This window comes from Brevundimonas sp. 357, from assembly GCF_003938605.1.
Lineage (GTDB): Bacteria > Pseudomonadota > Alphaproteobacteria > Caulobacterales > Caulobacteraceae > Brevundimonas.
This window is the reverse complement of the sequence record NZ_RHWX01000001.1, coordinates 129,921-153,520: the sequence shown is the minus strand read 5'-3', so window position 1 is coordinate 153,520 and position 23,600 is coordinate 129,921. Positions and strand designations below refer to the sequence as shown.

Annotated in this window: 20 protein-coding genes and 1 pseudogene; 11 read left to right on the top strand and 10 right to left on the bottom strand. The window is 69.4% G+C overall.

What is annotated here, in order from left to right:
• The first annotated feature begins 101 nt into the window (after nt 1-101).
• Both glmM and EGK63_RS00705 read left to right on the top strand, forming a co-directional pair.
• Nucleotides 102-1,451: a phosphoglucosamine mutase gene (glmM, locus tag EGK63_RS00710; RefSeq protein WP_088410667.1), complete on the top strand. Its 1,350-nt coding sequence runs from the start codon at nt 102-104 to the stop codon at nt 1,449-1,451.
• 7 nt (nt 1,452-1,458) lie between these two features.
• Nucleotides 1,459-2,760: a hypothetical protein gene (locus EGK63_RS00705; protein ID WP_125899456.1), complete on the top strand. Its 1,302-nt coding sequence runs from the start codon at nt 1,459-1,461 to the stop codon at nt 2,758-2,760.
• Between the two features lie 12 nt (nt 2,761-2,772).
• Here EGK63_RS00705 and EGK63_RS00700 read toward each other — a convergent pair whose 3' ends face one another.
• From EGK63_RS00700 to EGK63_RS00690, 3 genes are all read right to left on the bottom strand, one after another.
• Complete coding sequence (locus EGK63_RS00700; protein WP_125899455.1) at nt 2,773-4,059, bottom strand: cystathionine gamma-synthase family protein; 1,287 nt, start codon at nt 4,057-4,059, stop codon at nt 2,773-2,775.
• 117 nt (nt 4,060-4,176) lie between these two features.
• Nucleotides 4,177-5,487 (bottom strand): FAD/NAD(P)-binding protein, encoded by a 1,311-nt coding sequence (locus tag EGK63_RS00695; RefSeq protein WP_125899454.1) that lies wholly within the window; start codon nt 5,485-5,487, stop codon nt 4,177-4,179.
• A 43-nt stretch (nt 5,488-5,530) separates the two neighbouring features.
• On the bottom strand, nt 5,531-7,030 hold the full coding sequence (locus EGK63_RS00690) for a phosphomannomutase/phosphoglucomutase (RefSeq protein WP_125899453.1): 1,500 nt from the start codon (nt 7,028-7,030) through the stop codon (nt 5,531-5,533).
• A 211-nt stretch (nt 7,031-7,241) separates the two neighbouring features.
• On the opposite strand from EGK63_RS00690, the gene gpmA reads away from it, so the two are divergent.
• The 3 genes from gpmA to EGK63_RS00675 all read left to right on the top strand — a co-directional run bounded on the left by gpmA (nt 7,242) and on the right by EGK63_RS00675 (nt 9,950).
• On the top strand, nt 7,242-7,967 hold the full coding sequence (gene gpmA, locus EGK63_RS00685; RefSeq protein ID WP_125899452.1) for a 2,3-diphosphoglycerate-dependent phosphoglycerate mutase: 726 nt from the start codon (nt 7,242-7,244) through the stop codon (nt 7,965-7,967).
• Nucleotides 7,964-8,593 (top strand): bifunctional diaminohydroxyphosphoribosylaminopyrimidine deaminase/5-amino-6-(5-phosphoribosylamino)uracil reductase RibD, encoded by a 630-nt coding sequence (locus EGK63_RS00680; RefSeq protein WP_125899451.1) that lies wholly within the window; start codon nt 7,964-7,966, stop codon nt 8,591-8,593. The genes gpmA and EGK63_RS00680 overlap by 4 nt, the downstream gene beginning before the upstream one ends.
• An 85-nt stretch (nt 8,594-8,678) precedes the next feature.
• Nucleotides 8,679-9,950 (top strand): pentapeptide repeat-containing protein, encoded by a 1,272-nt coding sequence (locus EGK63_RS00675; RefSeq protein ID WP_125899450.1) that lies wholly within the window; start codon nt 8,679-8,681, stop codon nt 9,948-9,950.
• 68 nt (nt 9,951-10,018) lie between these two features.
• On the opposite strand, the gene EGK63_RS00670 is transcribed toward EGK63_RS00675, so the two are convergent.
• Complete coding sequence (locus tag EGK63_RS00670) at nt 10,019-10,498, bottom strand: Hsp20 family protein (protein ID WP_125899449.1); 480 nt, start codon at nt 10,496-10,498, stop codon at nt 10,019-10,021.
• 264 nt (nt 10,499-10,762) lie between these two features.
• On the opposite strand from EGK63_RS00670, the gene EGK63_RS00665 reads away from it, so the two are divergent.
• From EGK63_RS00665 to EGK63_RS00655, 3 genes are all read left to right on the top strand, one after another.
• Nucleotides 10,763-11,563, top strand: a complete 801-nt coding sequence (locus EGK63_RS00665) for a class I SAM-dependent methyltransferase (protein ID WP_125899448.1) — start codon at nt 10,763-10,765, stop codon at nt 11,561-11,563.
• Nucleotides 11,564-11,656: 93 nt separating this feature from the next.
• Nucleotides 11,657-12,568, top strand: a complete 912-nt coding sequence (locus tag EGK63_RS00660; RefSeq protein WP_125899447.1) for a class I SAM-dependent methyltransferase — start codon at nt 11,657-11,659, stop codon at nt 12,566-12,568.
• Nucleotides 12,565-13,596 carry an alpha/beta fold hydrolase gene (locus EGK63_RS00655; RefSeq protein WP_125899446.1) on the top strand — a complete coding sequence of 344 codons (1,032 nt, stop codon included), beginning with the start codon at nt 12,565-12,567 and terminating at the stop codon, nt 13,594-13,596. Before EGK63_RS00660 ends, EGK63_RS00655 begins: the two co-directional genes overlap by 4 nt.
• Nucleotides 13,597-13,600: 4 nt before the next feature.
• Here EGK63_RS00655 and hisN read toward each other — a convergent pair whose 3' ends face one another.
• Together hisN and EGK63_RS00645 are read right to left on the bottom strand one after the other, a co-directional pair.
• The gene (hisN, locus tag EGK63_RS00650) at nt 13,601-14,383 is read right to left on the bottom strand and encodes a histidinol-phosphatase (protein WP_125899445.1); all 783 of its coding nucleotides are present in this window, start codon (nt 14,381-14,383) and stop codon (nt 13,601-13,603) included.
• A 112-nt stretch (nt 14,384-14,495) separates the two neighbouring features.
• A pseudogene (locus EGK63_RS00645) lies at nt 14,496-14,711 on the bottom strand (helix-turn-helix domain-containing protein); the annotation flags it as partial.
• Nucleotides 14,712-14,878: 167 nt separating this feature from the next.
• Here EGK63_RS00645 and EGK63_RS00640 point away from each other — a divergent pair.
• A complete protein-coding gene (locus EGK63_RS00640) occupies nt 14,879-15,136 on the top strand; it encodes a GlsB/YeaQ/YmgE family stress response membrane protein (protein WP_125899443.1) in 258 nt (85 codons plus the stop codon).
• A gap of 70 nt (nt 15,137-15,206) precedes the next feature.
• Here the strand turns inward: EGK63_RS00640 and EGK63_RS00635 are convergent, their stop codons facing one another.
• Entirely contained in the window at nt 15,207-15,665 is a 459-nt protein-coding gene (locus EGK63_RS00635; RefSeq protein ID WP_125899442.1) for a superoxide dismutase, read from the bottom strand.
• Between the two features lie 130 nt (nt 15,666-15,795).
• On the opposite strand from EGK63_RS00635, the gene EGK63_RS00630 reads away from it, so the two are divergent.
• Nucleotides 15,796-17,460, top strand: a complete 1,665-nt coding sequence (locus tag EGK63_RS00630) for a phosphatidylglycerol lysyltransferase domain-containing protein (RefSeq protein WP_125899441.1) — start codon at nt 15,796-15,798, stop codon at nt 17,458-17,460.
• Between the two features lie 81 nt (nt 17,461-17,541).
• Here EGK63_RS00630 and typA read toward each other — a convergent pair whose 3' ends face one another.
• Nucleotides 17,542-19,374, bottom strand: a complete 1,833-nt coding sequence (gene typA / locus EGK63_RS00625) for a translational GTPase TypA (protein WP_125899631.1) — start codon at nt 19,372-19,374, stop codon at nt 17,542-17,544.
• A gap of 155 nt (nt 19,375-19,529) precedes the next feature.
• A complete protein-coding gene (locus tag EGK63_RS00620) occupies nt 19,530-20,576 on the bottom strand; it encodes a YeiH family protein (protein ID WP_125899440.1) in 1,047 nt (348 codons plus the stop codon).
• Between the two features lie 81 nt (nt 20,577-20,657).
• Here EGK63_RS00620 and EGK63_RS00615 point away from each other — a divergent pair, with 81 nt between their 5' ends.
• The gene (locus EGK63_RS00615; protein ID WP_125899439.1) at nt 20,658-21,545 is read left to right on the top strand and encodes a LysR substrate-binding domain-containing protein; all 888 of its coding nucleotides are present in this window, start codon (nt 20,658-20,660) and stop codon (nt 21,543-21,545) included.
• A gap of 6 nt (nt 21,546-21,551) precedes the next feature.
• Here EGK63_RS00615 and EGK63_RS00610 read toward each other — a convergent pair whose 3' ends face one another.
• Nucleotides 21,552-23,600 carry an OPT family oligopeptide transporter gene (locus EGK63_RS00610; RefSeq protein WP_125899438.1) on the bottom strand — a complete coding sequence of 683 codons (2,049 nt, stop codon included), beginning with the start codon at nt 23,598-23,600 and terminating at the stop codon, nt 21,552-21,554.

Here is a 23,600-nt window from a genome sequence, read left to right as displayed (position 1 = left end):
CCTTGATCTCCGCTCTAGGAAATCGCGGGGGCGACGACATCAAAAAATGGGTTTCGGAAGGTTTCTTTGCAATTCCGGGGCCGCCAGCGAAGGACGGCCTCTTGGGCGAGAGAAAATACTTCGGCACCGATGGCATTCGCGGCCGGGCCAACACCCATCCGATGACGGCCGAGGTGGCCCTGCGCGTCGGCCTGGCCGCCGGTCGGCTGTTCCGCACCGACGACGACCGCCGCCATCTGGTGGTGATCGGCAAGGACACCCGTCTGTCCGGCTATATGATCGAGCCGGCGCTTGTCGCGGGTCTCGCCTCGGTCGGGATGGACGTGCGGACGTTCGGGCCGCTGCCGACGCCGGGCGTGGCCATGATGACCCGCTCGATGCGCGCCGATCTGGGCATTATGATCTCGGCCTCGCACAACGATTATGCGGACAACGGCATCAAGCTGTTCGGGCCGGACGGCTACAAGCTGTCGGATGAGATCGAGCTGAAGATCGAGGCCATGATGGACGGGGCCCTGGATCAGGATCTGGCGCCGTCGAACAAGCTGGGCCGGGTCAAGCGCATCGACGACGCCCCGCCGCGCTACATCGAGATCGCCAAACAGGCCTTCCCCAAGCGGCTCAGCCTGAAGGGCCTGCGCATCGCCATCGACTGCGCCAACGGCGCGGGCTACCGCGTGGCGCCGACGACCCTCTATGAACTGGGCGCCGAGGTCTTTCCTGTAGGCGTCGAGCCCAACGGTCTGAACATCAACGCCGAATGCGGTTCGACCCATCCGGAGGCGGTGTCCGAGGCGGTGAAACGCTATCGCTGCGACATCGGCATCGCGCTGGACGGCGACGCCGACCGGGTCATCATCTGCGACGAGAAGGGGCATGTGGTCGACGGCGATCAGATCATGGCCCTGATCGGGCTGGACTGGGCCAAGCGCGGGCGGCTGAACGGCAACGGCGTGGTCGCCACCGTCATGTCCAACCTGGGCCTGGAGCGCCGTCTGAAGGCCGAGGGCCTGACGTTGGAGCGCACCAAGGTCGGCGACCGCTACGTCATGGAGCGGATGCGCGAGGGCGGTTTCAACATCGGCGGCGAACAGTCGGGCCACATCATCCTGAAAGACCACGCCACGACCGGCGACGGCCTGATGGCGGCGCTGCAGGTGCTGGCCGTCCTGGTCGAGGCGGGCGTGCCGATGAGCGAGCTGGCGCGTCAGTTCGAGCCGGTGCCGCAACTGCTGCAGAACGTCCGCTACACCGCCGGAAAGCCGCTGGAGGACGCCAAGGTCAAGGCGGCCATGGCTGAGGCCGAGGCGGCGCTGAACGGCTCGGGCCGCCTGCTGGTCCGGCCGTCGGGCACGGAGAAGCTGATTCGCGTCATGGCCGAGGGCGACGACGAGGCCCTGGTCAAGCGCGTGGTCAACGAGGTCGCCGAGGCGGTGAAGGCGGCGGGCTAGTACGGCTATGACGCAGGGGGGCGGCGAAGACGGCCTGAAGCAGCGGATTCGTTTTCGCCGCGAACAGCTCGGGCGACGTCTGCGGGCGGGCTGGGAGCAGTTCTGGTTCCGCGCTTTCAAGACGCGCAACGCCGCCGTCCTGTTCGTGCTGGGCGCTTTCGCCGGGCTTGGCGACTTCATAAGTCCGTTCACGGATCATCTGTTTCAAGGGCCGTTCTGGTCCGTGCTGGGCTGGATGTTCAAAGGCGTGGCCTTCATCTTGGCGGTGATCGGACTGATCGGACTGGCGCGCGCCCTCATTCGTCGCCTGCGCCCGGCGGCGGACGACTATGAGTTGAGGCTCGCCCGGCCGGTGGCGTCCGTCTCGGGTCTGGAAGGATCGCGCGACGTGATCCAGGTCGTGACCGGGGCCAACGGGCCGGTGGCGCTCAACATGGGCGTCGACGCCCGCTTGGATCAGGGACGTCACGGGCTGGTTCTGCTGAAGCCGCCTTACAGTTGGCCGCACGAACTGGCGCAGGCGGCGCGGCTGGCCGAACAGGCGATGAATCCCCTGGTCGTCAATGAACAGAAGCTGGGGCTTCGGACTGAGATCGACAGCGGCTTCGTTCAGGGCGCCGCGCCTGTGCGGCTGCAGAAGACGACCTATTTCTTCGACCGGACAACCAATGAGGTGCTGCGGTTCGACGTCTATGCCAAGGCGCGCAACCGGCGGGTCTGGGCGGGTCGAGACCATTTCCTCTGCGATGACGAGCTGATCCGGCTGGAGCAGGCGTCGGCGTCGAACCAACTGGGCGGGTCGACAATCATGATCGACCAGTCGGGCATGGCCTATCTGACCCGACAAGCCGCCACCAGCGCGGAAAGCTCGGGCTTGCTGGCGCCGACCGGGTCGGGTTCGTTCGACCTGGCGCGTTATCAGAAGCTGGCCGTTCGCCCCGGCCTGACCTTTCAGGAATTCTGCCGTCGCGAGATCGAGCGCGAGCTGTTTGAAGAGACGGACTGCGTCTTCAGCGCGACGGAGCTGAAGACCGTGCTGGTGGGCTTCGGCCGCTATCTCTACCGCGGGGGCAAGCCCGAGGTCTTTGCGGTCACGGCCCTGCGACGACCGGTCGCCGACATCCGCGTATCGCGACAGGAGCGGCTGTGGACGGAAGGGCATGAAGCCCTTCCGCTGGATCAGCTGATCGCCTGGGACGCGGGGCGGCTGGCGCAGGTGTCGGCGCCTCTGGCCGCCAATGTGGTGTTGCTGCAGAGGTTCATGGCCTCGGATCAGTCCGCCGAGCTGAAGGCCTTTCTGGCGGATTGATCCTTGAGACGGTCAGGCGGCGGACAGGGCCTGATCCAGGTCGGCCCACAGGTCGTCGACGTTCTCGATGCCGACCGACAGACGCACCAGATTGTCGCCGATGCCGCTGCGGGCCTTGGCTTCGGGCGTATAGTCCGAATGGGTCATGCTGGAGGGGTGCGACGCCAGGCTCTCGGCGCCGCCCAGGCTGACGGCCAGCTTGAACAGGCGAAGCGCGTTCAGCATACGGAAGGCCTCGGCCTCGCCGCCCGGCAGTTCGAGCGAAAAGGTCGAGCCGGAGCCCTTGCACTGGGCGTCGAAGATCGCCTGCTGTTCGGGCGAGGCGTCCGGGCCGCCGGCGGTCAGGACGGCGCTGACGCGCGGATCGGCGCGCAGCCGCTCGGCCAGGATCAGGGCGTTGTCCTGCGCCCGCTCCATGCGGATGTGCAGGGTCTCCAGACTGCGCAGCAGCAGCCAGGCGGTATGCGGATCGGCGGTGGTGCCGCAGATGGTCCGCATCTCGCCGACGCGGGCCATGATGTCGGCCCCGCCCATGCAGCCGCCCGCGATCAGGTCCGAGTGGCCGCCGACGTATTTGGTCAGGGAATAGAGGACAAGGTCGGCGCCCAGCTCCAGCGGGCTCTGCCACAGGGGGCCGAGAAAGGTGTTGTCGACGGCGATGGCGGGCGGTTCGGCCTGATCCAGGGCCTTGGCTCCGGCGACCGCGCGGGCGATGTCGACCAGTTGGTTCGTCGGGTTGGCGGGGGTCTCCAGATAGACGGCGGCCAGGCGCCCACCCGTCGTCTTCGCCTCGGCGGCGGCGGAGATCATGGCGGCGTCCAGGGCGTCGGCGCCTTCGGCGGCGGGGACGCTGATCGCCTTGACGCCGTAGCGGGGCAGGATGCGGTCGAACAGATATTCGGTGCCGCCATAGGCTGGAGCCGTATAGAGGATGACGTCGCCGGGCCGCACCAGGGCCAGCATGGCGGTCGAGATGGCGGCCATGCCGCTGGAGAAGACCAGGGCCTTGTCGGCCTTGTCCCAGACGGCGAGACGGTCTTCGAGAATCTCGAGGTTCGGGTTGTTGATGCGCGAATAGATCAGGCCCAGGGCCTCGTCCGGATCGCGCTGGCGCAGGCCGTAGGCGACCTCGAAGAAGCGTTTGCCGTCCTCGGCCGATTTGAAGACGAAGGTCGAGGCCTGGAACAGCGGCGCCTTGATCGCGCCCTCCGACAGGGTCGGATCATAGCCGTAGCCCATCATCAGGGTTTCAGGCGCGAGGGTGCGATCTCCAAGTACGCGGGTGCGGTGACGGTTCATTTTTGTGTTTCCTCTCCTGAGACGGTGATAGCCGACCCAGGAAAGGCTCGCCAGACGCTAAGTCTCGCAGAGGAAGGCGCGAAGCCTTGGAAATTCCGACCGCCTGAACGGCGCGCGTCAACCGGCGAGGGCGCGGGCCAGGGCCTCGATGCGCTGGCGAATGTCCGGGACGGCGATGGTTTCCCAGAAGGCCGCGCGGGCGGGCGGGCCGAGGACGCACAGGGCGGGATCCGCGGCGCCGTCGCCGTGCAGCACGCGGCCCTCGGCGTCGAGGTCGAGACCCAGATCGACCGCGTCGAGGCGGGCGCGGCCTTCGGCGATCAGGGCGGCGGTCAGGGGCGCGCGGGCGGCGTCGTGGCCGGGCCCGGTGCAGTCGATGAGCCAGACGGCGGAGAACACTTGAGTCTCGCCATTCCGTGTGCGGACGGTCAGGCTCGCGCCCCGGTCATCGGCTTTCGTCGCCTGGGCGCGGCCCGCGACGACGGTCAGGCGGTTCGCGGCCGTCAGCGTCTCCAGCACGGCGGCGATCTCGGGCGCGATGCGGTGGCGATGGACGTCCCACCACGGGCGCAGATGGCGCAGGAAGCGGGCGCGTTCGGCGGTCGTCGCCGCTCGCCACAACTCGGCGGTGATGGGACGATAGCCTTCCATGACGCGGCGCCAGCCGTGGCCGCGGGCCAGTCGTCGCACTGAGGCTAGGCGGTGCGACAGGGCGCCGGTCAGCGATTCGGGCGGCAGGTCGATCGGGGCGTCGTGATGGGCGCCGTGAGCCTGGGGCAGCAGGCCGCGCCGCGACACGACCGTCGCCCGGCCGCGCCAGCCCTGGGCCTGAAGCGCCAGGACGACATCGACCATGGTCAGGCCGGAGCCGAGGATCAGCACGTCGTCGTCGGCGGCGATCGCGGCCAGGGCGTCGGGCCGCCAGGGATCGGCGACGCGGCGGGGGTCTTCGCCCGCGACGGCTTGGCGGGGCGGCGGGTTGCCGGTGGCCAGCACCACAGCGCGGCCGGGGATGCGGGCGCCGTCGCTGAGGATGACGGTCTCGCCCTCGATGCGGACGGCCTCGCCCTTCACACGACGGATCAGGCCGGGATGGGCGGCCTCGGCCTCGGCCAGGCGGGCCTGCACATAGAGGCCGTAGAGGCGGCGCGGGGCGAAGCCGTTCGGATCAGCGAAGGCCGGGGCGTGGAGCGCCAGCCAGTCGGTGAAGTCGGCGGGTCGGTCGGGGCGGGCGCTCATCCGCTCGGCGCGGACGTTCAGCCGGTGGTCGTCCAGCGGCGTGGAATAGGCGACGCCGAGGCCGACCTGTTCGCCGCGCTCGATCAGGACCGAGGCCTGGCCCCGTTCGGCCAGGCGTGCAGCCAGCATGGCGCCGGAGAACCCGCCGCCGACGATGACCACGGGGAGGGAGGCGGCGGCGTCGTTCATGGAACAAGCATCGTCCACGGCGCCGCCGCCGGTCAAACCGGAATCAGATTTCCTGGTTGAAGGCGCCGATTTCCGGGTGGGCGGCCAGGCGCGGCTTCACTTCCTTGCGGAACAGGTCGCGCATGTCGTCGGCGGAGCGCATGCTTTCGACCACCACGACCAGTTCGGGCTTGTTGCTGGAGGCGCGGACCAGCACCCAGGAGCCGTCTTCCAAGTGGACGCGCACGCCGTTGACGGTGATGGCTTCGACGATCTTGCGACCGAGGATTTCGCCGCCGGAGGCCGCCAGTTCCTCGTATTCCTTCACGATCTTCGCCAGGACGTCGTACTTCAGCTCGTCGTCGCAGTGCGGCGACATGGTCAGGCTGGTCCAGGCGTCGGGCAGGGCGGTCTTCAGTTCCGACAGGCTCTTGCCGGGATTGCGGTCCAGCATGGCCAGGACGGCGCCCGCCGCCACCAGACCATCGTCATAGCCGTGGCCCAGATCGCCCGAGAGGAAGAAGTGGCCCGATTTCTCGAACCCGGCCAGGGCGCCCAGTTCGGCGGTCTTGCGCTTGATGTAGGAGTGGCCGGTCTTCCAATAGACGGTGGTCGCGCCGTTGGCCTTGAGCACCTCGTCGGTCTTGTAGAGGCCGGTCGACTTCACATCGACGACGAAGGTGGCGTTCGGGTGGAGGGCCGACAGGTCGCGGGCCAGCATCAGGCCGATCTTGTCGGCGAAGATCTCCTCGCCTGTGTCGTCGACCACGCCGCAGCGGTCGCCGTCGCCGTCGAAGCCCAGGGCCAGGTCGGCGCCCGTCTCCTTCACCTTGGCCGCCATCTGCACCAGCATGGCGTGATCTTCCGGGTTCGGATTGTATTTGGGGAAGGTGTAGTCGAGGTCGGTGTCCATCTCGATCACCTCGGCGCCCATCAGGCGCAGCACATCGGGGGCGAAAGCTCCGGCCGTGCCGTTGCCGCAGGCGGCCACGACCTTGAGCGGGCGGGACAGTTTCACCTTGGAGGCCACGTCCTTGATGTAGGTCTCGCGGAAGCCCTCGACGCGCTCCAGCTTGCCGCCGGGGCGGGCGACGCCCTGGCCGTTCAGGACGATCTCCTTCAGGCGGCCCATTTCGTCGGGACCGAAGGTCAGGGGGGCCTGGGCGCCCATCTTCACCCCGGTCCAGCCGTTCTCATTGTGGCTGGCGGTGACCATGGCGACGCAGGGGCAGTCCAGGGCGAACTGGGCGTAATAGGCCATCGGCGACAGGGCCAGGCCGATGTCCAGCACCTCCATCCCGCCTTCCAGCAGGCCCAGGATCAGCGCCTGCTTCACCGACAGAGAATAGCCGCGGAAGTCGTGGCCGACGGCGATCTTGGGCGTCTGGCCGATCTCGTGGACATAGGTGGCCAGGCCGAGGCCCAGGGCCTGGATGCCCAGAAGGTTGATCTCTTTTTCCAGAATCCAGCGGGCGTCGTATTCGCGAAAGCCGGTCGGCTTGACCAGGGGCAGGGTTTCATACTCCGCGGTGTTGGGGCGGATGTCCTGACGGGGCTTTTGCATAAGTCTTCCTGATCGTGAGGTCTTGAAAGGCGCGCGGGCCGAAGTTCGACGCGGCCGTATAACGCCCTCTCTCGCAACAGGCCACAACGCTTGACCGTTGTTATCGCTGCGCTGCGTCAGTGGACGATTTCATCGAGCAGTGAAACCTTGACCGCCCCCGCGTCAGGGGCCTAGCGAGGAGCCTAGATACGGATGTTTCCCGGAGACCCTGATGACCCGCCTGATCCTGCTGCGCCACGGCCAGAGCCAATGGAACCTGGAAAACCGCTTCACCGGCTGGGTCGACGTCGACCTGACGGCTGAGGGCGAGGCTCAGGCCCGGCGCGGCGGCGAGCTGATCGCCGAGGCGGGGTTCAAGCCTGCGGTCATGTTCACCTCGGTGCTGAAGCGGGCCAAGCGCACCGGCGCCCTGGCGCTGGATTCGGCGGGTCTGAAGGACGTGCCGGTGATCGAGGACTGGCGTCTGAACGAGCGCCACTACGGCGGCCTGACCGGGCTGGACAAGGCCGAGACGGCGGCCAAGCACGGCGAGGACCAGGTCAAGGTCTGGCGCCGCAGCTATGACGTGCCGCCGCCGCCGCTGGCGCCGGGCGGCGAGTTCGATTTCGACGCTGACCCCCGCTATGCCGGCAAGGCCATCCCGGACACCGAGAGCCTGAAGACCACGCTGGACCGGGTGCAGCCTTATTGGGACGCCGAGATCGCTCCGCGCTTGAAGGCCGGCGAGGACGTGCTGATCGCCGCCCACGGCAATTCCCTGCGCGCCATCGTCAAACTGTTGTTCGCCGTGCCGGACGACAAGATCGTCGATGTCGAGATCCCGACCGGCAACCCGCTGGAGATCGACCTGGACGCCGACCTGAAGCCGGTCGCCGCCCGCTATCTGGACGAGGGGCGGGCGCAGGCCCTGCCCCCAATCGCGAGAGTGATCGCGTGAGCGGGCAGGCGCAAGACGCCGTCTTCATGCGGCGGGCCATTGATCTGGCCCTCAGCCGCATGGGCGAGACCTGGCCCAATCCGGCGGTCGGCTGCGTCCTGGTCAAGGACGGGGTCGTGCTGGCCGAGGCGGCGACGGCGCCGGGCGGCCGCCCGCACGCCGAGGAGCAGGCCGTGCCCGAGGCGGGCGAGGCCGTGAAGGGCGCGACCGCCTATGTGACGTTGGAGCCGTGCGGCGCCCGCTCGTCGGGACGCAAATCCTGCGCTCACTTCCTGGCCGAGGCCGGGGTCGAGCGGGTGGTGATCGCCGCGCTTGATCCCTCGCCCTTCGCTTCGGGCCGGGGCACGGAGCGGCTGCGTCAGTCGGGCCTGACGGTCGAGACGGGCCTGCTGTGCGAAGAGGCCTCGGTGCTGAGCGAAGGCTTCCTGCACCGTCTGGAAACGGGCCGCCCGATGGTGCGCGTCAGCCTCGACGGGGCGGGCTTCGACGGCCGCTTCGCCGCCTCCGCGCGCGCCGATCTGACGACCGAGCTGAACCGGCTGGGCGAGGCGGGCTACACTCGTCTGTGGACCCAGGAGGGCGAGCTGGCCGAGGCCCTGCGCGATCAGGGTCTGTTGACGGAGTAGGGCGTGGCGACGGCGGGCGGGAACGGCGCGAAAACGATTGTTTCCGCAAAGCTTCCTTAATCCGCCGTAAGCCATGATCGCCCCCATGAGCGAGGCCGTCGAACCCGTCCGCAGGAAGCTGACCCAGGAAGAGGTCGACGCCGTCTGCCTGAAGCACGACCGCCTGTGGCAGGCGCGGCCGGGCGGGGCGAGGGCGGTCTTCGCCTGGATGGACCTGTCGGGCGTGTCCTTGCGCGGTCGCAACCTGGCCGACGCCGACTTCACGGCGGCTTGCCTGATCGGCTGCGACCTGACGGGCGCCAAGCTGGACAACGCCAACTTCTTCGGCGCGGACATGCAGGACGTGACCCTGATCGACGCCAGCATGCGGCGGGCCGACTTGCGCGGGGCCTGCCTGCGCGGCGCCGACCTGTCGGGGGCTGACCTGTTCGAGGCCGACCTGCGCGAAGGGACCATCGCCGCCAAGGACGCCAAGCTGGGCTTCCGCGTCGTCGAGGCGCGCAAGCGCGCCGACACCCAGGCGCAGGGCGCCGTGCTGGCGGGCGCCAATCTGCAGCGCTCGCGCATGACCGGCGTCGTCGCCGTGGCCGCCGATTTCACCGACGCCGTCATGAAGGACTGCAAGCTGGTCCGGGCCAATCTGAAACAGGCCAGCTTCCGCGGCGCCGATCTGGCCGGGGCCGACCTGTCGGGCGCCGACCTGTCGGGGGCGGACCTCAGCGACGCCGTCCTGGTGGGGGTCAAGGCCGCCATGTGGCGGACGGACGGGGCCAATATGGACGGCGCCCTGGTGGACAACCGCCCGGCGGGCGAGCCGGTCAGCCAGATGCCCGCCGCCGAGATGCTGCGCGACCACGCCCAATGGTGCGAGACGGGCGGGGCCGAGGGCCAGCCCTCGGTGTTCGACGGGGTGGATCTGCGGCCGCTGGAGTCTATTCGCGGGCTGAACCTGACGGCGCTGTCGGCCAAGGGGGCGGTCTTTTACGGCCTGGACATGGAGGGGGTGCAGCTTCAGGGCGCGCAACTGGAGGGCGCGGACCTGCGCTCGGCCAATCTGCGCCGGGCCGATCTGCGAGGCGCGCGGCTGACGCGGGCGCGGCTGAACGGGTCGGATCTGCGCGAGGCCCAGTTGGGGCCGTTGATGCTGGCGGCGGATCGCCTGCTGCCCGCCGACCTGACCGGGGCGATCCTGCGCGGCGCCGACCTGACGGGAGCGGACCTGCGCCGGGCTGTGATGGTCGACGCCGATCTGAGCCGGGCGACCCTGCACGGCGCCCAGACCAAACAGGCCGACTTCACCGGCGCCCAGACGAGCGGCGCGCGCGGGCTGGACCCGGCGGACCTGCACGCGGCCTAGGGGGCGCGCACGAAAAAGGGGCGACGCGAACGCCGCCCCTTCGACTTTTCAGTCAGGCGTGTGGCCTTTTAGGCCGCCTTCTTGGCCTTGGTCTCGACCTTGCCTTCGATCAGGGTCGAGCCGGTGGCGATCTCGATGCTGCGGGGCTTGAGGGCCTCGGGCAGTTCGCGTTTCAGCTCGACGGTCAGCAGGCCGTTGGCCAGGGCTGCGCCCTTGACCACCACATAGTCGGCCAGCTGGAAGCGGCGCTCGAAGTCGCGCTCGGCCAGGCCGCGATGCAGATAGGTCTTCTGGGGGGCGCCGTCGTCGTTGGCCGCCTTCTTGCCGGTGACGGTCAGAAGGTTCTCCTTCGCCTCGATGTTCAGCTCATCGGCCGAGAAACCGGCGACGGCGATCTCGATGCGATAGGCGTCCTCGCCGGTCGTCTCGATGTTGTAGGGAGGCCAGCCGTTCTCCTGGCTGGAGCGCGCGGCGCTTTCCAACTGGCGGGCCAGGCGGTCGAAACCGACGGCGGAACGGTACAGCGGTGAGAAATCATAGGTACGCATGGGTCATCCTTCTGACATTCAGCAAGGTCGAGCCGCCCGGCGATTTGGCCCCGGACGACGGAGGGTTTCAGTCCCGGCGGTCCGTAATCGGCCCCGTCAGGTCTGGAGAGCCCGGGATCGGCGCTCTCGGATGAAGAGGTAGGAGGCCGTTTTCCGAGCGCAAGGGGCGCGCGAAATCGTCGCTTTCGGCCTCTGCGCCTTGCCGTGGCCGCGAAGCGCCGTAAGGGTTTACCCTTTCTCGTCCAGGATCGACCGGAGCCCGCCATGCGAACCTTCGCCCTCAGCGCCGTCGCGGCGTGTCTGCTCGCCTCGCCCGCCCTCGCCCAATCGGGCCCGCCGGAGGCCGCGTCGCTGCCGCACCGCCAGGGCCTGTCGATGGAGATGCCGAGCTTCTCGGAGGATGCGGCGCTTCAGGCGGCCGTGGCCGCGACGACCCGGCCCGAGGCCGACCGCGCCCGCGACGGCGAGCGTCATCCGTTCGAGACCCTGACCTTCTGGGGGCTGCAACCGGGCCTGACGGTGGTGGAGATCGAGCCGGGCCGCGCCGGCTGGTGGCGCAACATTCTGGAGCCCTATGCGGCGGCGACCGGCGGGCGGTACTTCCCGGTCAATCGCCCGACCGAGGGCATGGGCGTCGCCGACGGGACGGCGGACATGGTCGTGGTGGCCCGCGCCTTCCACAACTGGTCGCGCGACGGCCGGGCCGAGCCCTATCTGGCGGCCTTCTTCACGGCGCTGAAGCCCGGCGGCGTGCTGGCGGTCGAGCAGCACCGCGCGGCCGAGGGCCTGAACGTGACCGAGACGGCGCCGAACGGCTATGTGCCCGAGAGCTGGGTCATTCACGCCGCCCGCCGCGCCGGCTTTGAACTGGAGGCCCGCAGCGAGCTGAACGCCAACCCCAAGGACGACCGCGACCACCCGTTCGGGGTGTGGACGCTGAAGCCTACGCGCACCTCGGAACGCGACGGCCGGACCCTGACGGCGGATGAGCGCGCGGCGCTGGACGCCATCGGCGAGAGCGACCGAATGACCCTGCGTTTCCGCAAGCCCTACGCGGCGGACTGACGGCCCGATGACAATGCAGTGCGTGGTTTTGACGCTGGCGCAGAAGCGCCTTAAGCCCCAAGCGAAGACATCCGGCGGCGAGAGGAAGCGCGCATGACAGAACGATCGACGCGGCGATCCGTCCTGACCGGCGCCGGCGCCCTGGCCCTGGTCGCGCCCCTGTTCGGCCTGGCCGCCTGCGGCCGCAAGGAAGAGGCGCCGACGCCCGCCGCCCCCGAAGCGCCCAAGGGCCCGCCGGAAGGCTCGCTGGAATGGGCGGTCGCCGGGGCGTGGCGTCCGGCGGACGACAAGGCGCGCGACGTCTGGCGCCACCCGGTGGAGACCCTGCGGTTTTTCGGCCTGCAGCCGAAGATGACGGTGGTCGACTTCTGGCCCGGCAGCGGCTGGTACGCCGAAATCCTGGCCCCCTATCTGAACAAGGGCGGCGGCGCCCTCTATCTGGCGGGCTTCGTCGAGGGGGCGAACGCCGACCCGGCCCAGGTCGCCATCAACAACGCCTTGAAGGCCCGCATCCTGGCCGACAAGAAGCTGTACGGCCCGGTGCAGTTCACCGCCTTCGGTCCCGGCTCGCCGCCGGTGGCCCCGGCGGGGACGGCCGACATGGTGCTGTTCATGCGCTACATCCAGGCCTGGATGGCGGCGGGGATCGCCGAAAAGGCCTTCGCCGACGCCTTCGCGGCCCTGCGCCCCGGCGGCGTCCTGGGCATCGAACAGCATCGCCTTCAGCCGGACGAGGATCAGGATCCGGCCGCCGCCAACGGCTATGTGCAGGAGGCCTTCGTCAAGCAGTTGGCCCAGGAAGCCGGCTTCATCTTTGTCGAGGCGTCCGAGATCAACGCCAATCCGGCCGACACCAAGGACCATCCCTTCGGCGTCGAGACCCTGGCGCCGCGCCGCCTGACGGCGCCCCTGGGGCAGCCCGCCGATCCCGAGTTCGATCGGACCAAGTATGACGCCATCGGCGAAAGCGACCGCATGACGCTGAAGTTCAGGAAGCCCGAGTGAGCCGCACCGCCGCCTTCGCCGCCCATGCGCCCCTGATGGGAGTACCCGGCGCCGCCAGCCCGCCGGGAGGCGAGGGCGACTGGTTCCGCGGGGCCGGGGGCCTGCGTCTGCGCGCCGGGTTCTGGACGCCCTCGACCCTGCAGGCCAAGACGCCGCGCGGGACGGTCGTCCTCAGCCCCGGCCGCACCGAGCCGATCGAGAAATATTTCGAACTGATCGGCAACTTCCTGGCGCGCGGCTTCTGCGTCCTGGCGCATGACTGGCGCGGTCAGGGGCTGTCGGCGCGGCTGCTGCCGGACCGCCTGCGCGGCCACGCCCGCGCGGTCGAAGAGTTCCTCGACGACTACGCCCGCCTGCTGGACGCCTATGAGGCGCGGGCGCCCAAGCCGTGGATCATGGTCGGCCACTCGATGGGCGGCGCCCTGAACCTGCTGACGCTGGAGGGTGATGAGACCCGCTTCGCCGGGGCTGTCCTGTCCAGCCCCATGCTGCGCATCAAGACCGGCAAGCGCTCGATGTGGACGGTCAAGCTGGCGGTGCGCTGGGCCCTGCGCCACGGCAAGGCCGGGGACTATGTGCTGGACGATCCGGACGATCCCTTCGACCACACCTTCGAGAAGGACGGCCTGACCTCGGATCAGGCGCGCTACGACCTGTGGCGGCAGCAGCTCTACGCCTGCCCGCACCTGGCCATCGGCGGTCCGACCTGGGGTTGGCTGGCCTTCGCACTGGATGCGGGCGAGCGGGCGCTGAAGCCCCGCGCGCTCAAGAGCGTGAAGATCCCGGTCTGCGTGGTTCAGGCGGCCGAGGACGACAAGGTGTGGAAGCAGACCAACCGCTGGGCGGCCCGGCGCATGGGCCGCGGCCGCTATGTCGAGGTGCCGACCGCCAGGCATGAGGTCATCATGGAGGTCGACGACCTGCGCGGCGTCTTCCTGCACGAGTTCGACGCCCTGGCCGACTATGTGGCGCCGGCCGCCGCCGCGCCTTCGGCCTCTCCGGCCGCGCGGACCGCCGAACCGGGCTGATCCGTCAGGACAGGCCGAGCAGGGGCAGGGCCTGATCGGTCAGACGCGCGTCGCCGACCGCCAGGACGCGGCCGTCGGCGTCGTGCGGCGCGCCGCCTCGCCAGTCGGTGAAGCGGCCGCCCGCGGCCTCGACCAGGGGCTTGTGCGCCGACCAGTCCCAGACCTTCAGCTCGCTTTCGGCCACCAGGTCGATGCGTCCGGCCGCGACCATGGCGTAGGCGTAGCCGTCGCACCCCAGTCGGGCCAGGCGGACCGAGGCGCGCAGGCGATCCCAGGCGGCGCGGTCGGCGCCGACGAAGATCTCGGGATCGGTGGTGGCGATCAGGGCCTGACCCAGATCGGGGCAGGCGCGGGTCTTCAGCAGGGTTTCGTGTCCGCCCTTCAGCAGGCGCGCGCCCGACGGGCCGCCCAGGAAGACTTCGTCCAGATAGGGCTGGCCCACGGCGCCGATCACGGGCGCGCCCTCGTGGCGAAGGGCGATCAGTGTGGTCCACAGGGGCAGGCCGGCGATGAAGGCGCGGGTGCCGTCGATGGGGTCCAGCACCCAGACATGGGCGGCGTCGGGGCGATCCTCGCCGTATTCCTCGCCGATGACGCCGTGGTCGGGATAGCGGGCGGCGATCAGGCGACGGATGGCCGCCTCGGCGGCGCGGTCGGCCTCGGTGACGGGGTCGAAGGCGCCGGGGCCGCCCTTGTCTTCCTGCGTGAAGTCGCCGCGGAAGAAGGGCAGGGCGACGCGGGCCGCTTCATGCGACAGGGCGACGGCGAAGGATTCCAGCTCGGTCATGCCGGCGGGATACACCGTCCGACCGCCAGCGACGAGAGGGGTGGGCGGTTCCGTCTCAGGCGGCGTTGAGCGTGGCGTGAGGGGCGGGTTGCTGCACGGGAACGGGATCGGCGGTCAGGCCGTCGTAGAAATAGGTGACCGGCGTCTCCAGCGCCTCGGCCAACTCCCATAGGCGAGCGGCGGACAGGCGGTTGGCGCCGCATTCGTATTTCTGGATCTGCTGGAAGCGGACGCCCACGCGATCGCCGAGCTGCTGCTGGGTCAGGCCCAGAAGACGACGACGACGACGCAGGCGGCGGCCCAGGTGCAGGTCGATCTCGGCGGCCATGAGGCTCTCCCGTCTCTCATGCTGTGCCGGTTCGGCACGCGACGGAAGGCTCCTCGCAAACGGCGTGCCGACTTCCCCTCAGCGGGGAAGACGCGACGGTCAAGGCAACCGCGAAGCCGGCCGCGCATTAACGGCCAAGGCAGAGAGCCTTTCAGGAAGGAAGAAGCATGGGTGGATTTGGATTTATCGCCTGGATCATCATCGGCATCGTCGCCGGGTGGCTGGCGGAGAAGATCATGAAGCGGGAGCATGGCCTGCTGACCAATCTGATCGTCGGCGTCGTCGGCGCCCTGATCGGCGGGTTCCTGGCCAACAACCTCTTGGGCGTGGACGCCGCAGGCAACTGGATCGTCGGCATCATCGTCGCCACTATCGGCGCCGTAGTGCTGCTGTTCCTGCTGGGCCTCATCAAGCGCCGAGGCTGACGTCCTGCTTTAGGATGTAAAAAGGGGCGGCCCGCTAGGGACCGCCCCTTTTCTTCAGGTCGATGAACCCTTAGTGCGGTTCATCGCCATGCGGTTTGTCGCTGGTCGGCTCATCGGCCGGCGGCGCGTCAGCCGGAGGGGCGTCAGCCGCTGCGTCCGGGGTCGGCTCAGCCGTGTCCGAGGCGATCGGAGCGGCCGACTGAATGTCCGAGGCGCTGGCGTCGACGACGATGTCGGCGCCGTCCTGGCGAATGCCGGCCAGCGGCACGGGGCGGACCTGGCCATCGGCGGTGCGGACGGTCAGTTCCTGACCGTTGGCGCCGTTCTGGACGCCGACCAGTTTGCCGATCTCGGCGCCGTCGCTGCCCTTGACGGTCGAGCCCGGCGTGAGGGTCAAGCTCTGGGGTTGAGCCGCAGGCGCCTCAGCGGGGGCCGGTTCGGGCGTCTGGGGCGCGTCCTGGGCGAAGGCAGGGGCGGCGATGAACAGGGCGCCGGCGATGCCGGTCAGCAGGGCGGTCTTGCGGATCATGAGGAACTCCTGGAAGCGCGAGCCCGGCGCTCGCGAAAAAATGAACCCGCGTGATGGAGGTTGGTTTCGTCTGCCCTGAAATGACCTTCTACTCGCCCCAAACGACCGATTCTTGCTCTCTGGAGAGCGATTGACCAAACCGAGCGCAAAACACGACCCTTGGCGCATCACGCGGCGACTGGCGGGGCTGGCCTATGAGCTGACGCCCCAGATGTTCGCGGTCGCCACCTTCCTGCTGGGCGGGGTGATGCTGCTGTCGGCGGCGACGCCCGCCTTCAGCGACCGGCTGAGCGCGATCGGGCGCTTCTATCCGCCGCTGCTGATCGACCTGTCCCATTTCGCAGCCAGCGTGACCGGCTTTGTCCTGCTGCTGATCTCGGCGGGGCTGTGGCGACGGCGGCGCGGCGCCTATTATGCCGCGCTGGCGGTCCTGATGGTCGGGGCGGTCTTCTCGCTGATGAAGGGGCTGGACTGGGAGGAGGCGATCGAGCTGACCCTGGCGGCGGCCCTGCTGACGCCGTGCCGGTCGGCCTTCAATCGTCGCTCGCGCCTGGGAGAGCCGCTGCGGCCGGGCTGGCTGCTGATGCTGGCGGCGGCGGTGGCGGCCATGCTGTGGCTGGGCCTCTTCGCCTATCGCGACACGGCCTATACCGACGAGCTGTGGTGGACCTTCCTGGTCGACAAGCAGGCCTCGGGCTTCCTGCGCGCCGGGGCGGTGCTGGCCCTGCTGACCCTGGCGGTCGGAGTGCGCTCCCTGTTGACGGCGCCGGGCGCCCGCAGTCACGGCCCCGCCGCGCCGGTCGATGTCGAGCGCGCCCGTCAGGCACTGGAGACGGCCGAGATCGCCACGCCCGAGGCGGGCCTGGCTCTGCTGGGCGACAAGGCCCTGTTGTTCAGCCCGTCAGGGCGCAGCTTCATCGCCTATCGCGTGCGCGGCCGCCGTTGGATCGCCATGAGCGAACCGGCCGGGCTGAAGGAAGAGCGGCTGGAGCTTCTCTGGGCCTTCGCGGAGATGGCCGACAGCTATGGCGGGGCGGCGGTCTTTTATTCGGTGGGCGAAGGGCTGCTGGCCGATCTGGCGACGCTGGGCCTGGCCATGCGCAAGGTGGGCGAGGCCGCGGTGATCGACGCCGCCCATTTCACGACCGAGGGCAAGGGCAAGCAGAACCTGCGCACTGCCGTGAACCGGGCCGAGCGCGAGGGCGCCGGCTTCGAGGTGGTCCCGCCCGGCGCGGCGCGGGCGCTGGAGGTCGAGTTGCGCGCCGTGTCCGACGCCTGGCTCAAGCATCACAACGGCTCGGAGAAGGCTTTCTCCCTGGGTCGGTTCGACCTCGACTATCTGGACCGCTCGCCGATCGCCGTGGTGCGCGAGAACGGCCGCATCGTCGCCTTCGCCAATCTTCTGGTCGGGGCCGGCGGGCGCGAGGCGATGATCGACCTCATGCGTCATGATCCCGAGGGACCGCATGGGATCATGGACTATCTGTTCACCCGCACGGCCCAGTGGGCGCGCGAGCAAGGGATGGAGCGGCTGGATCTGGGCATGGCCCCTCTGTCGGGTCTGGAGGACCGCCGCATGGCGCCGGTCTTCGCCCGCGTCGGCGCCCTGGTGTTCGAGGAGGGGGGCGCCGTCTACGGCTTCCAGGGCCTGCGCGCCTACAAAGCCAAGTTCGGCCCCGTCTGGCGGCCCAAATTCATCGCCGCCCCGACGACCACGCCTCTGGCGCTGGCCCTGCTGGACGTGGCCTTGTTGACCAGCGGCGGCTGGCTGGGTCTGCTGGGGCTGAAGAAGTAGAGCAGAGCCCTTCGCTGGGAGAGCGCGCACAAAAAAGGCGGCCCGCAGGGGCCGCCTTCTTCGTTTCGGCGGGGCGCCGGATCAGTCGGCGCGGACGCGCTTCTTGCGGAAGGAGGGGTTCAGGATTTCCTTGCGCAGGCGGATCGACTTGGGCGTGACCTCGACCAGTTCGTCTTCCTCGATATAGGCGATGGCCTGTTCCAGGCTCATCTTGCGCGGCGGGGTCAGGCGCACGGCCTCGTCCTTGCCCGAGGCGCGGACGTTGGTCAGCTGCTTGCCCTTGATCGGGTTGACGTCCAGGTCGTCCCAGCGGCTGTTCTCGCCGATGATCATGCCCTGATAGGTCTTCTCGCCGGCGCCGACGAACATGACGCCGCGCTCTTCCAGGTTCCACAGGGCGTAGGCCGCCGTGTCGCCGTCCGAGTTCGACACCAGCACGCCCTTCAGGCGGCCCTCGATGGCGCCCTTGTGGCCTTCATAGTGGCTGAAGACGCGGTTCAGCACGCCCGAGCCGCGCGTGTCGGTCAGGAACTCGCCCTGATAGCCGATCAGCGAGCGCGACGGGCACTTCAGCTGGATTCGGGTCTTGCCGGCGCCCGAGGGGCCCATGTCGGTCAGCTCGGCCTTGCGGGCCGACAGCTTCTCGATGACCACGCCCGAGAATTCGTCGTCGACGTCGATGACCACGTCTTCGATCGGCTCCATGCGTTCGCCGTTCTCGCCGGTCTGATAGACCACGCGCGGACGGCTGATCGACAGTTCGAAGCCCTCGCGGCGCATGTTTTCGATCAGCACGCCCAGTTGCAGTTCGCCGCGACCGGCGACTTCATAGGCGTCCGAACCCGGCGTCTCGGTGATGCGGATGGCGACGTTGGCCTCGGCTTCCTTCAGCAGGCGGTCGCGGATGACGCGCGACTGCACCTTGTCGCCTTCGCGACCGGCCAGGGGGCTGTCGTTCACGCCCACGGTCATCGAGATGGTCGGCGGGTCGATCGGCAGGGCGTCCAGGGCGTCGGTCACTTCCAGGGCGCACAGGGTGTCCGCCACAGTGGCCTTGGACATGCCGGCGATGGCGACGATGTCGCCCGCCTCGGCGCCCTCGTCGACCGGCTGGCGCTTCAGGCCGCGGAAGGCCAGCACCTTGGTGATGCGGCCCTGCTCGATGGTCTTGCCGTCGCGCGACAGGGCCTTGATGGCCATGCCCGGAACCGCCTTGCCCGAGTGGATGCGGCCGGTCAGCAGGCGGCCCAGGAAGGGGTCGCTTTCGATCAGCACGTTCAGGATCTGGAACGGTTCGTTGACGCGATCCTGGGCGGCCGGGGCCGGGACGTGGTCGACGATCAGATCGTACAGCGGGTGCAGGTTGTCGTTCGGCTGGGCCAGGTCCAGCGTCGCCCAGCCCGAACGGCCCGAGGCGTAGATGACCGGGAAGTCCAGTTGCTCGTCCGTCGCGCCCAGGGCGGCGAACAGGTCGAAGGTCTCGTTCAGCACGCGGTCCGGATCGGCGTGGGCGCGGTCGACCTTGTTGATGCAGAGGATGGGACGCAGGCCCATCTTCAGCGCCTTGGTCAGCACGAACTTGGTCTGGGGCATGACGCCCTCTTCGGCGTCGACCAGCAGGACGCAGCCGTCCACCATGCCCAGGATGCGCTCGACCTCGCCGCCGAAGTCGGCGTGGCCCGGCGTGTCGATGATGTTGATGCGGGTCTCGCCGGCCTTGCCGTTCCACAGGATCGAGGTGCATTTGGCCAGGATGGTGATGCCGCGTTCGCGCTCCTGATCGTTGGAGTCCATGGCGCGTTCCGTGGTCGCCTCATTGGCGCGGAACAGGCCCGACTGGGCGAGCAGGGCGTCAACCATGGTCGTCTTGCCGTGGTCAACGTGGGCGATGATGGCGATGTTGCGCAGGTTCATTTCGGGCTCGGGCGGACTGTGTTCGGTCACGGAAGGGCCGCGCCGCTGCAAGAAGGTTGCAGAGAAGGGAAGGGTTCGGCGCGCCTCTTACAGGGATGCGGGCCAAAACGCCAGTCCAGTGCGTGATCGCGTTCAGCGGCCGCCGCCGCCAGACTTCAGCCCAGCGGCAGGAAGGCGATCACCGCCAGCGCCAGCAGTCCGATCAGCAGGGCCGACAGGGCGGCGACGGCGGCGACGCGCGGTCCGGCCCGCGCCACGGCGCGCGGATCGACCATCAGCCCCAGCGCCGCCATGGCGATCAGCGTCAGCGCCGAGACGGAGGCCTGCAGCGGCGGCAGGATCGCCTCGGGCAGCCAGCCCAGCGAACGGACGGCCATCAGGACCAGGAAGACCAGGATGAACCAGGGCGCCATCTGGTGCAGCTTGGGTCCGCGCCCGGCTTCGCTCTGTTTCGAGCGCATCAGGCCCAGCACCAGGCAGACCGGCCCCAGCATCAGCACGCGCACCAGCTTGACCACGGCGCCCGTCTGGACGGCGGCCAGACCGGCGGGCGCGGCGGCGGCCAGCACCTGCGGCACCGCATAGACGGTCAGGCCCGCCAGCACCCCGACGCGCGTGGCGTCATAACCCATCATGGCCCCGACCGCGGGAACCAGCAGCACCACGGCGACGCCCAGCACGGCGGTGAAGCCGATGGCGGCGGCCACGTCTTCTCCCTCCGCCTCGATGACGGGGGCGACGGCGGCGATGGCCGAGTTGCCGCAGATGGCGTTGCCGCAGGCGACCAGCAGGGCCATGGCGTGCGGCAGGCCGAACGCCCGACCCAGGGCGTAGCCGCCGACAATGGCGACGGCGACCACGCCGACGATGGCCAGCAGCAGCCAGGGACCGAGCGCCACGACCGCCGCGCCCGACACCGTGGCGCCCAGCAGGGCCACGGCGACTTCCAGCAGGGTCTTGGCGCTGAAGGCGACGCCCGGCGTCCACAGCGACGACGGCGTCCAGACCAGGCGCAGCCCCGCCCCGATCAGGATGGCCAGCACCAGGCCCTCGATCCACGGATGCTCGAACAGTCGGGTCTCGACGATCTGCAGCCCATAGGCGACGGCGCCGATGGCCGCCGACAGCGCCACGCCGGGCAACAAGCGCGCCACGCCGGTCAGGCGGCGAGGTGAAGCGGCGGGGGCGAGGGCGACGGTCATGCGGCTCTTATCCGCTCCGCGATCTGATCGATCCAACGCGTAGTTATGGACTTAACGATCAATATAATCGATCAATAACGCATGACGCTGGAACAGCTGCGCATCTTCGTCGCCGTGGCCGAGCGCCTGCACATGACGCGGGCGGCCGAGGCGCTGCATCTGACGCAATCGGCGGTCAGCGCGGCGGTCAATGCGCTGGAGACGCGACACGGGGCGCGGTTGTTCGACCGGGTCGGGCGCGGCCTGGCCCTGAACGCGGCGGGAACGGCCTTCCTGCCCGAGGCGCGGGCCGTGCTGGCGCGGGCGGAGGCGGCCGAGCGGCTGCTGGACGAACTGGCGGGGCTGAAGCGCGGCTCGGTGCGGCTGTTCGCCAGCCAGACCATCGCCGCCTATTGGCTGCCGCCGCGCATGGCCGCCTTCGCCCAGAGCCATCCGGGCATCGAACTGCATCTGTCGATCGGCAACACCCATCAGGTGGTCGAGGCGGTGCTGACGGGCGAGGCCGAGCTGGGTCTGATCGAGGGCGCCGAGGACGCCCCCCGACTGGAGCGGACGCGCATCGCCGCCGATCGGCTGATCGTGGTGGCGGCGCCGGGGCATCCGCTGGCGGACCGAGACAGGGAGCTGGCGGCGGCTGACCTGAAGGCGCTGGACTGGGCCTTGCGCGAGGCGGGGTCGGGCACCCGCAGCGAGTTCGAGGCGGCCCTGCCGCGCGGCCTGGCGGCGTCGGACCTGAAGACGGCGCTGGTGCTGCCGTCCAATGAGGCGATCCTGACGGCGGTGGCGGCCAGCGCCGGTGACAGCGGCGGCTTGGTCACGGCGGTCTCGGAACTGGCCGCCCGGCCCCTGATCGAGGCGGGGCGGCTGGTTCGTTTGCCGCTCGAACTGCCCGAGCGGCCCTTCTATCGGCTGCGGCACCGCGAGCGCGGGGCCAGCCGGGCGGCGGAGGCCTTCGCCGCCGCTCTATAGTCGCGTTTAGACTTGCGCCGAACGGCGGCGCACCCAGGCGTAGAGGGCGTAGGTCAGGACGGCGAAGGCGATCAGCCCGGCCCACATGGCGGGCCAGCCGCTGCCGGCGGGCAGCAGAGCGAAGGGCGCCTCCTTCTTGGTGCCGACGATAACGGCGGCGGTGAAGACGCCGAACAGGCTCTCGCCCACGATCAGGCCGGACGCCAGCAGCACGCCCATGCGGCGGGCCACATCGGCGTAGCGGGTCGACTTGACCGCCCGGTCGTACAGCCAGCCGCAGACCGCGCCGATGACCAGCATGGTAGTGACGGCGGCGGGCAGATAGACGCCGATGCCCGCAGCCAGCGGCGGCAGCTTGATCCGGTCCTTGGTGGCGCGGCGCAGGACCACGTCGAGGATGATGACCAGAACGCCGACCACCGCGCCGATGCCGATCAGATCCCAACGCAGGTCGCCGCTGATGACGCCCTTGGCCAGGGCCGAGATCAGGGTCGCCTGGGGCGCGGCCAGAGTCTGAGAGCCCTGGACGATGGCGGGCGGGCCGCCTTCGAAGCCGAAGGCCTGGTTCATCATGTCCAGCACGAAGGGGATGACCAGGGCGCCGGCGACGACGCCGACCAGCAGGGCGGTTTGCTGACGCCACGGCGTGGCCTCGACCAACTGGCCGGTCTTCAGGTCTTGAAGGTTGTCGTTGGAGATGACGGCCACGGCGAAGACGATGGCGGTGACGATCAGGGCGAAGGCGATGACCGACGGATCGGCGGGCACGCCGGCGACCGCCAACACGCCCAGCATCAGCAGGGAGGCGATGATGATGGCCAGGATGCCGACGCCTGACACCGGGCTGTTCGACGAGCCGATCAGACCGGCCATGTAGCCGCAGATGGCGGCCACGGCGAAGCCGATGACCACGACATAGACCAGGCCGCCGATCACCAGCAGCGGGGCCGAGGCGGCCAGGCTCGTGCCCTGGGCGATGACGGCCAGCAGCACGGCGATGCCGACCAGGGCGGCGACGGACAGCAGGCCGACGATCTTGATCGGAATGTCCTGTTCGGTGCGGTCCAGGATCTCGCCGTGGGCGCGGCGCGACTGGGCCGAGACGGCCGAGGCCAGACCCGCGACCAGGGGCTTGGCCAGTTTGGCCAGGGTCCACAGGGCGGCGACGCCGATGACGCCTGCGCCGATGAAGCGGACCTCCTGGGACCAGACGCTCATGGCCAGGCCCTCGGCGCCGGCGTCGGCGGGAACCCCGGCGGCGATGGAGGGCACGCCGTTGGCGGCGGCCCAGGCGACGAACTCGGGCGAGGTCAAGATGGGCACGAAGATCAGCCAGGCCAGGACCAGGCCGAACAGCTGGGTCAGACCGACCGCCAGGCCGATCAGGTGGCCGGCGCCCAGCAGGGCGAACTGCATGGAAAAGCCGACGCCGGTCGCACCGCCGCCCATCGCGGCTGGAAGGCGCAGGAAGGCGGTGGTCTCATGCGCGAAGATGCGGGCAGAGGCCAGGAAGCCGAAGAAGGCCGAGGCGATCGCCCCGCCGACGACGACGAACAGGCCGGACTTGTTCTCACGCACGGCCTCCTCGGTCTGCTCGGCGCCGGGAGAGCCGACCTTCAGCACCTCGGCGGCGGCGACGCCCTCGGGGTAGGGCAGGCCGCCCTGGACGACCAGGGTCCGGCGCAGGGGAATGGAGAAGGTCACCCCCAGGACGCCGCCCAGGATGCAGATCATCACCGACTCCCAGAAGGGGAAGTTCATCCACCAGCCGATCATGACCAGGCCGGGCAGGACGAAGATGATCGAGCTCATGGCGCCGCCGACCGAGGCGACGGTCTGGACCGTCATATTCTCCCAGATGGTCGAGCCCCGGAAGGCGCGCAGCAGGGCCATGGAGATGACCGCCGCCGGAATGGCCGAGGCGAAGGTCAGGCCGACCTTCAGCCCCAGATAGGTGTTGGCCGCCGTGAAGACCGCCGCCAGCAAGCAGCCCAGGATCAGGGCGCGGATGGTCAGTTCTATGCGTTTGCCGGTTCCGGCGGGTTTGTCCGTCAT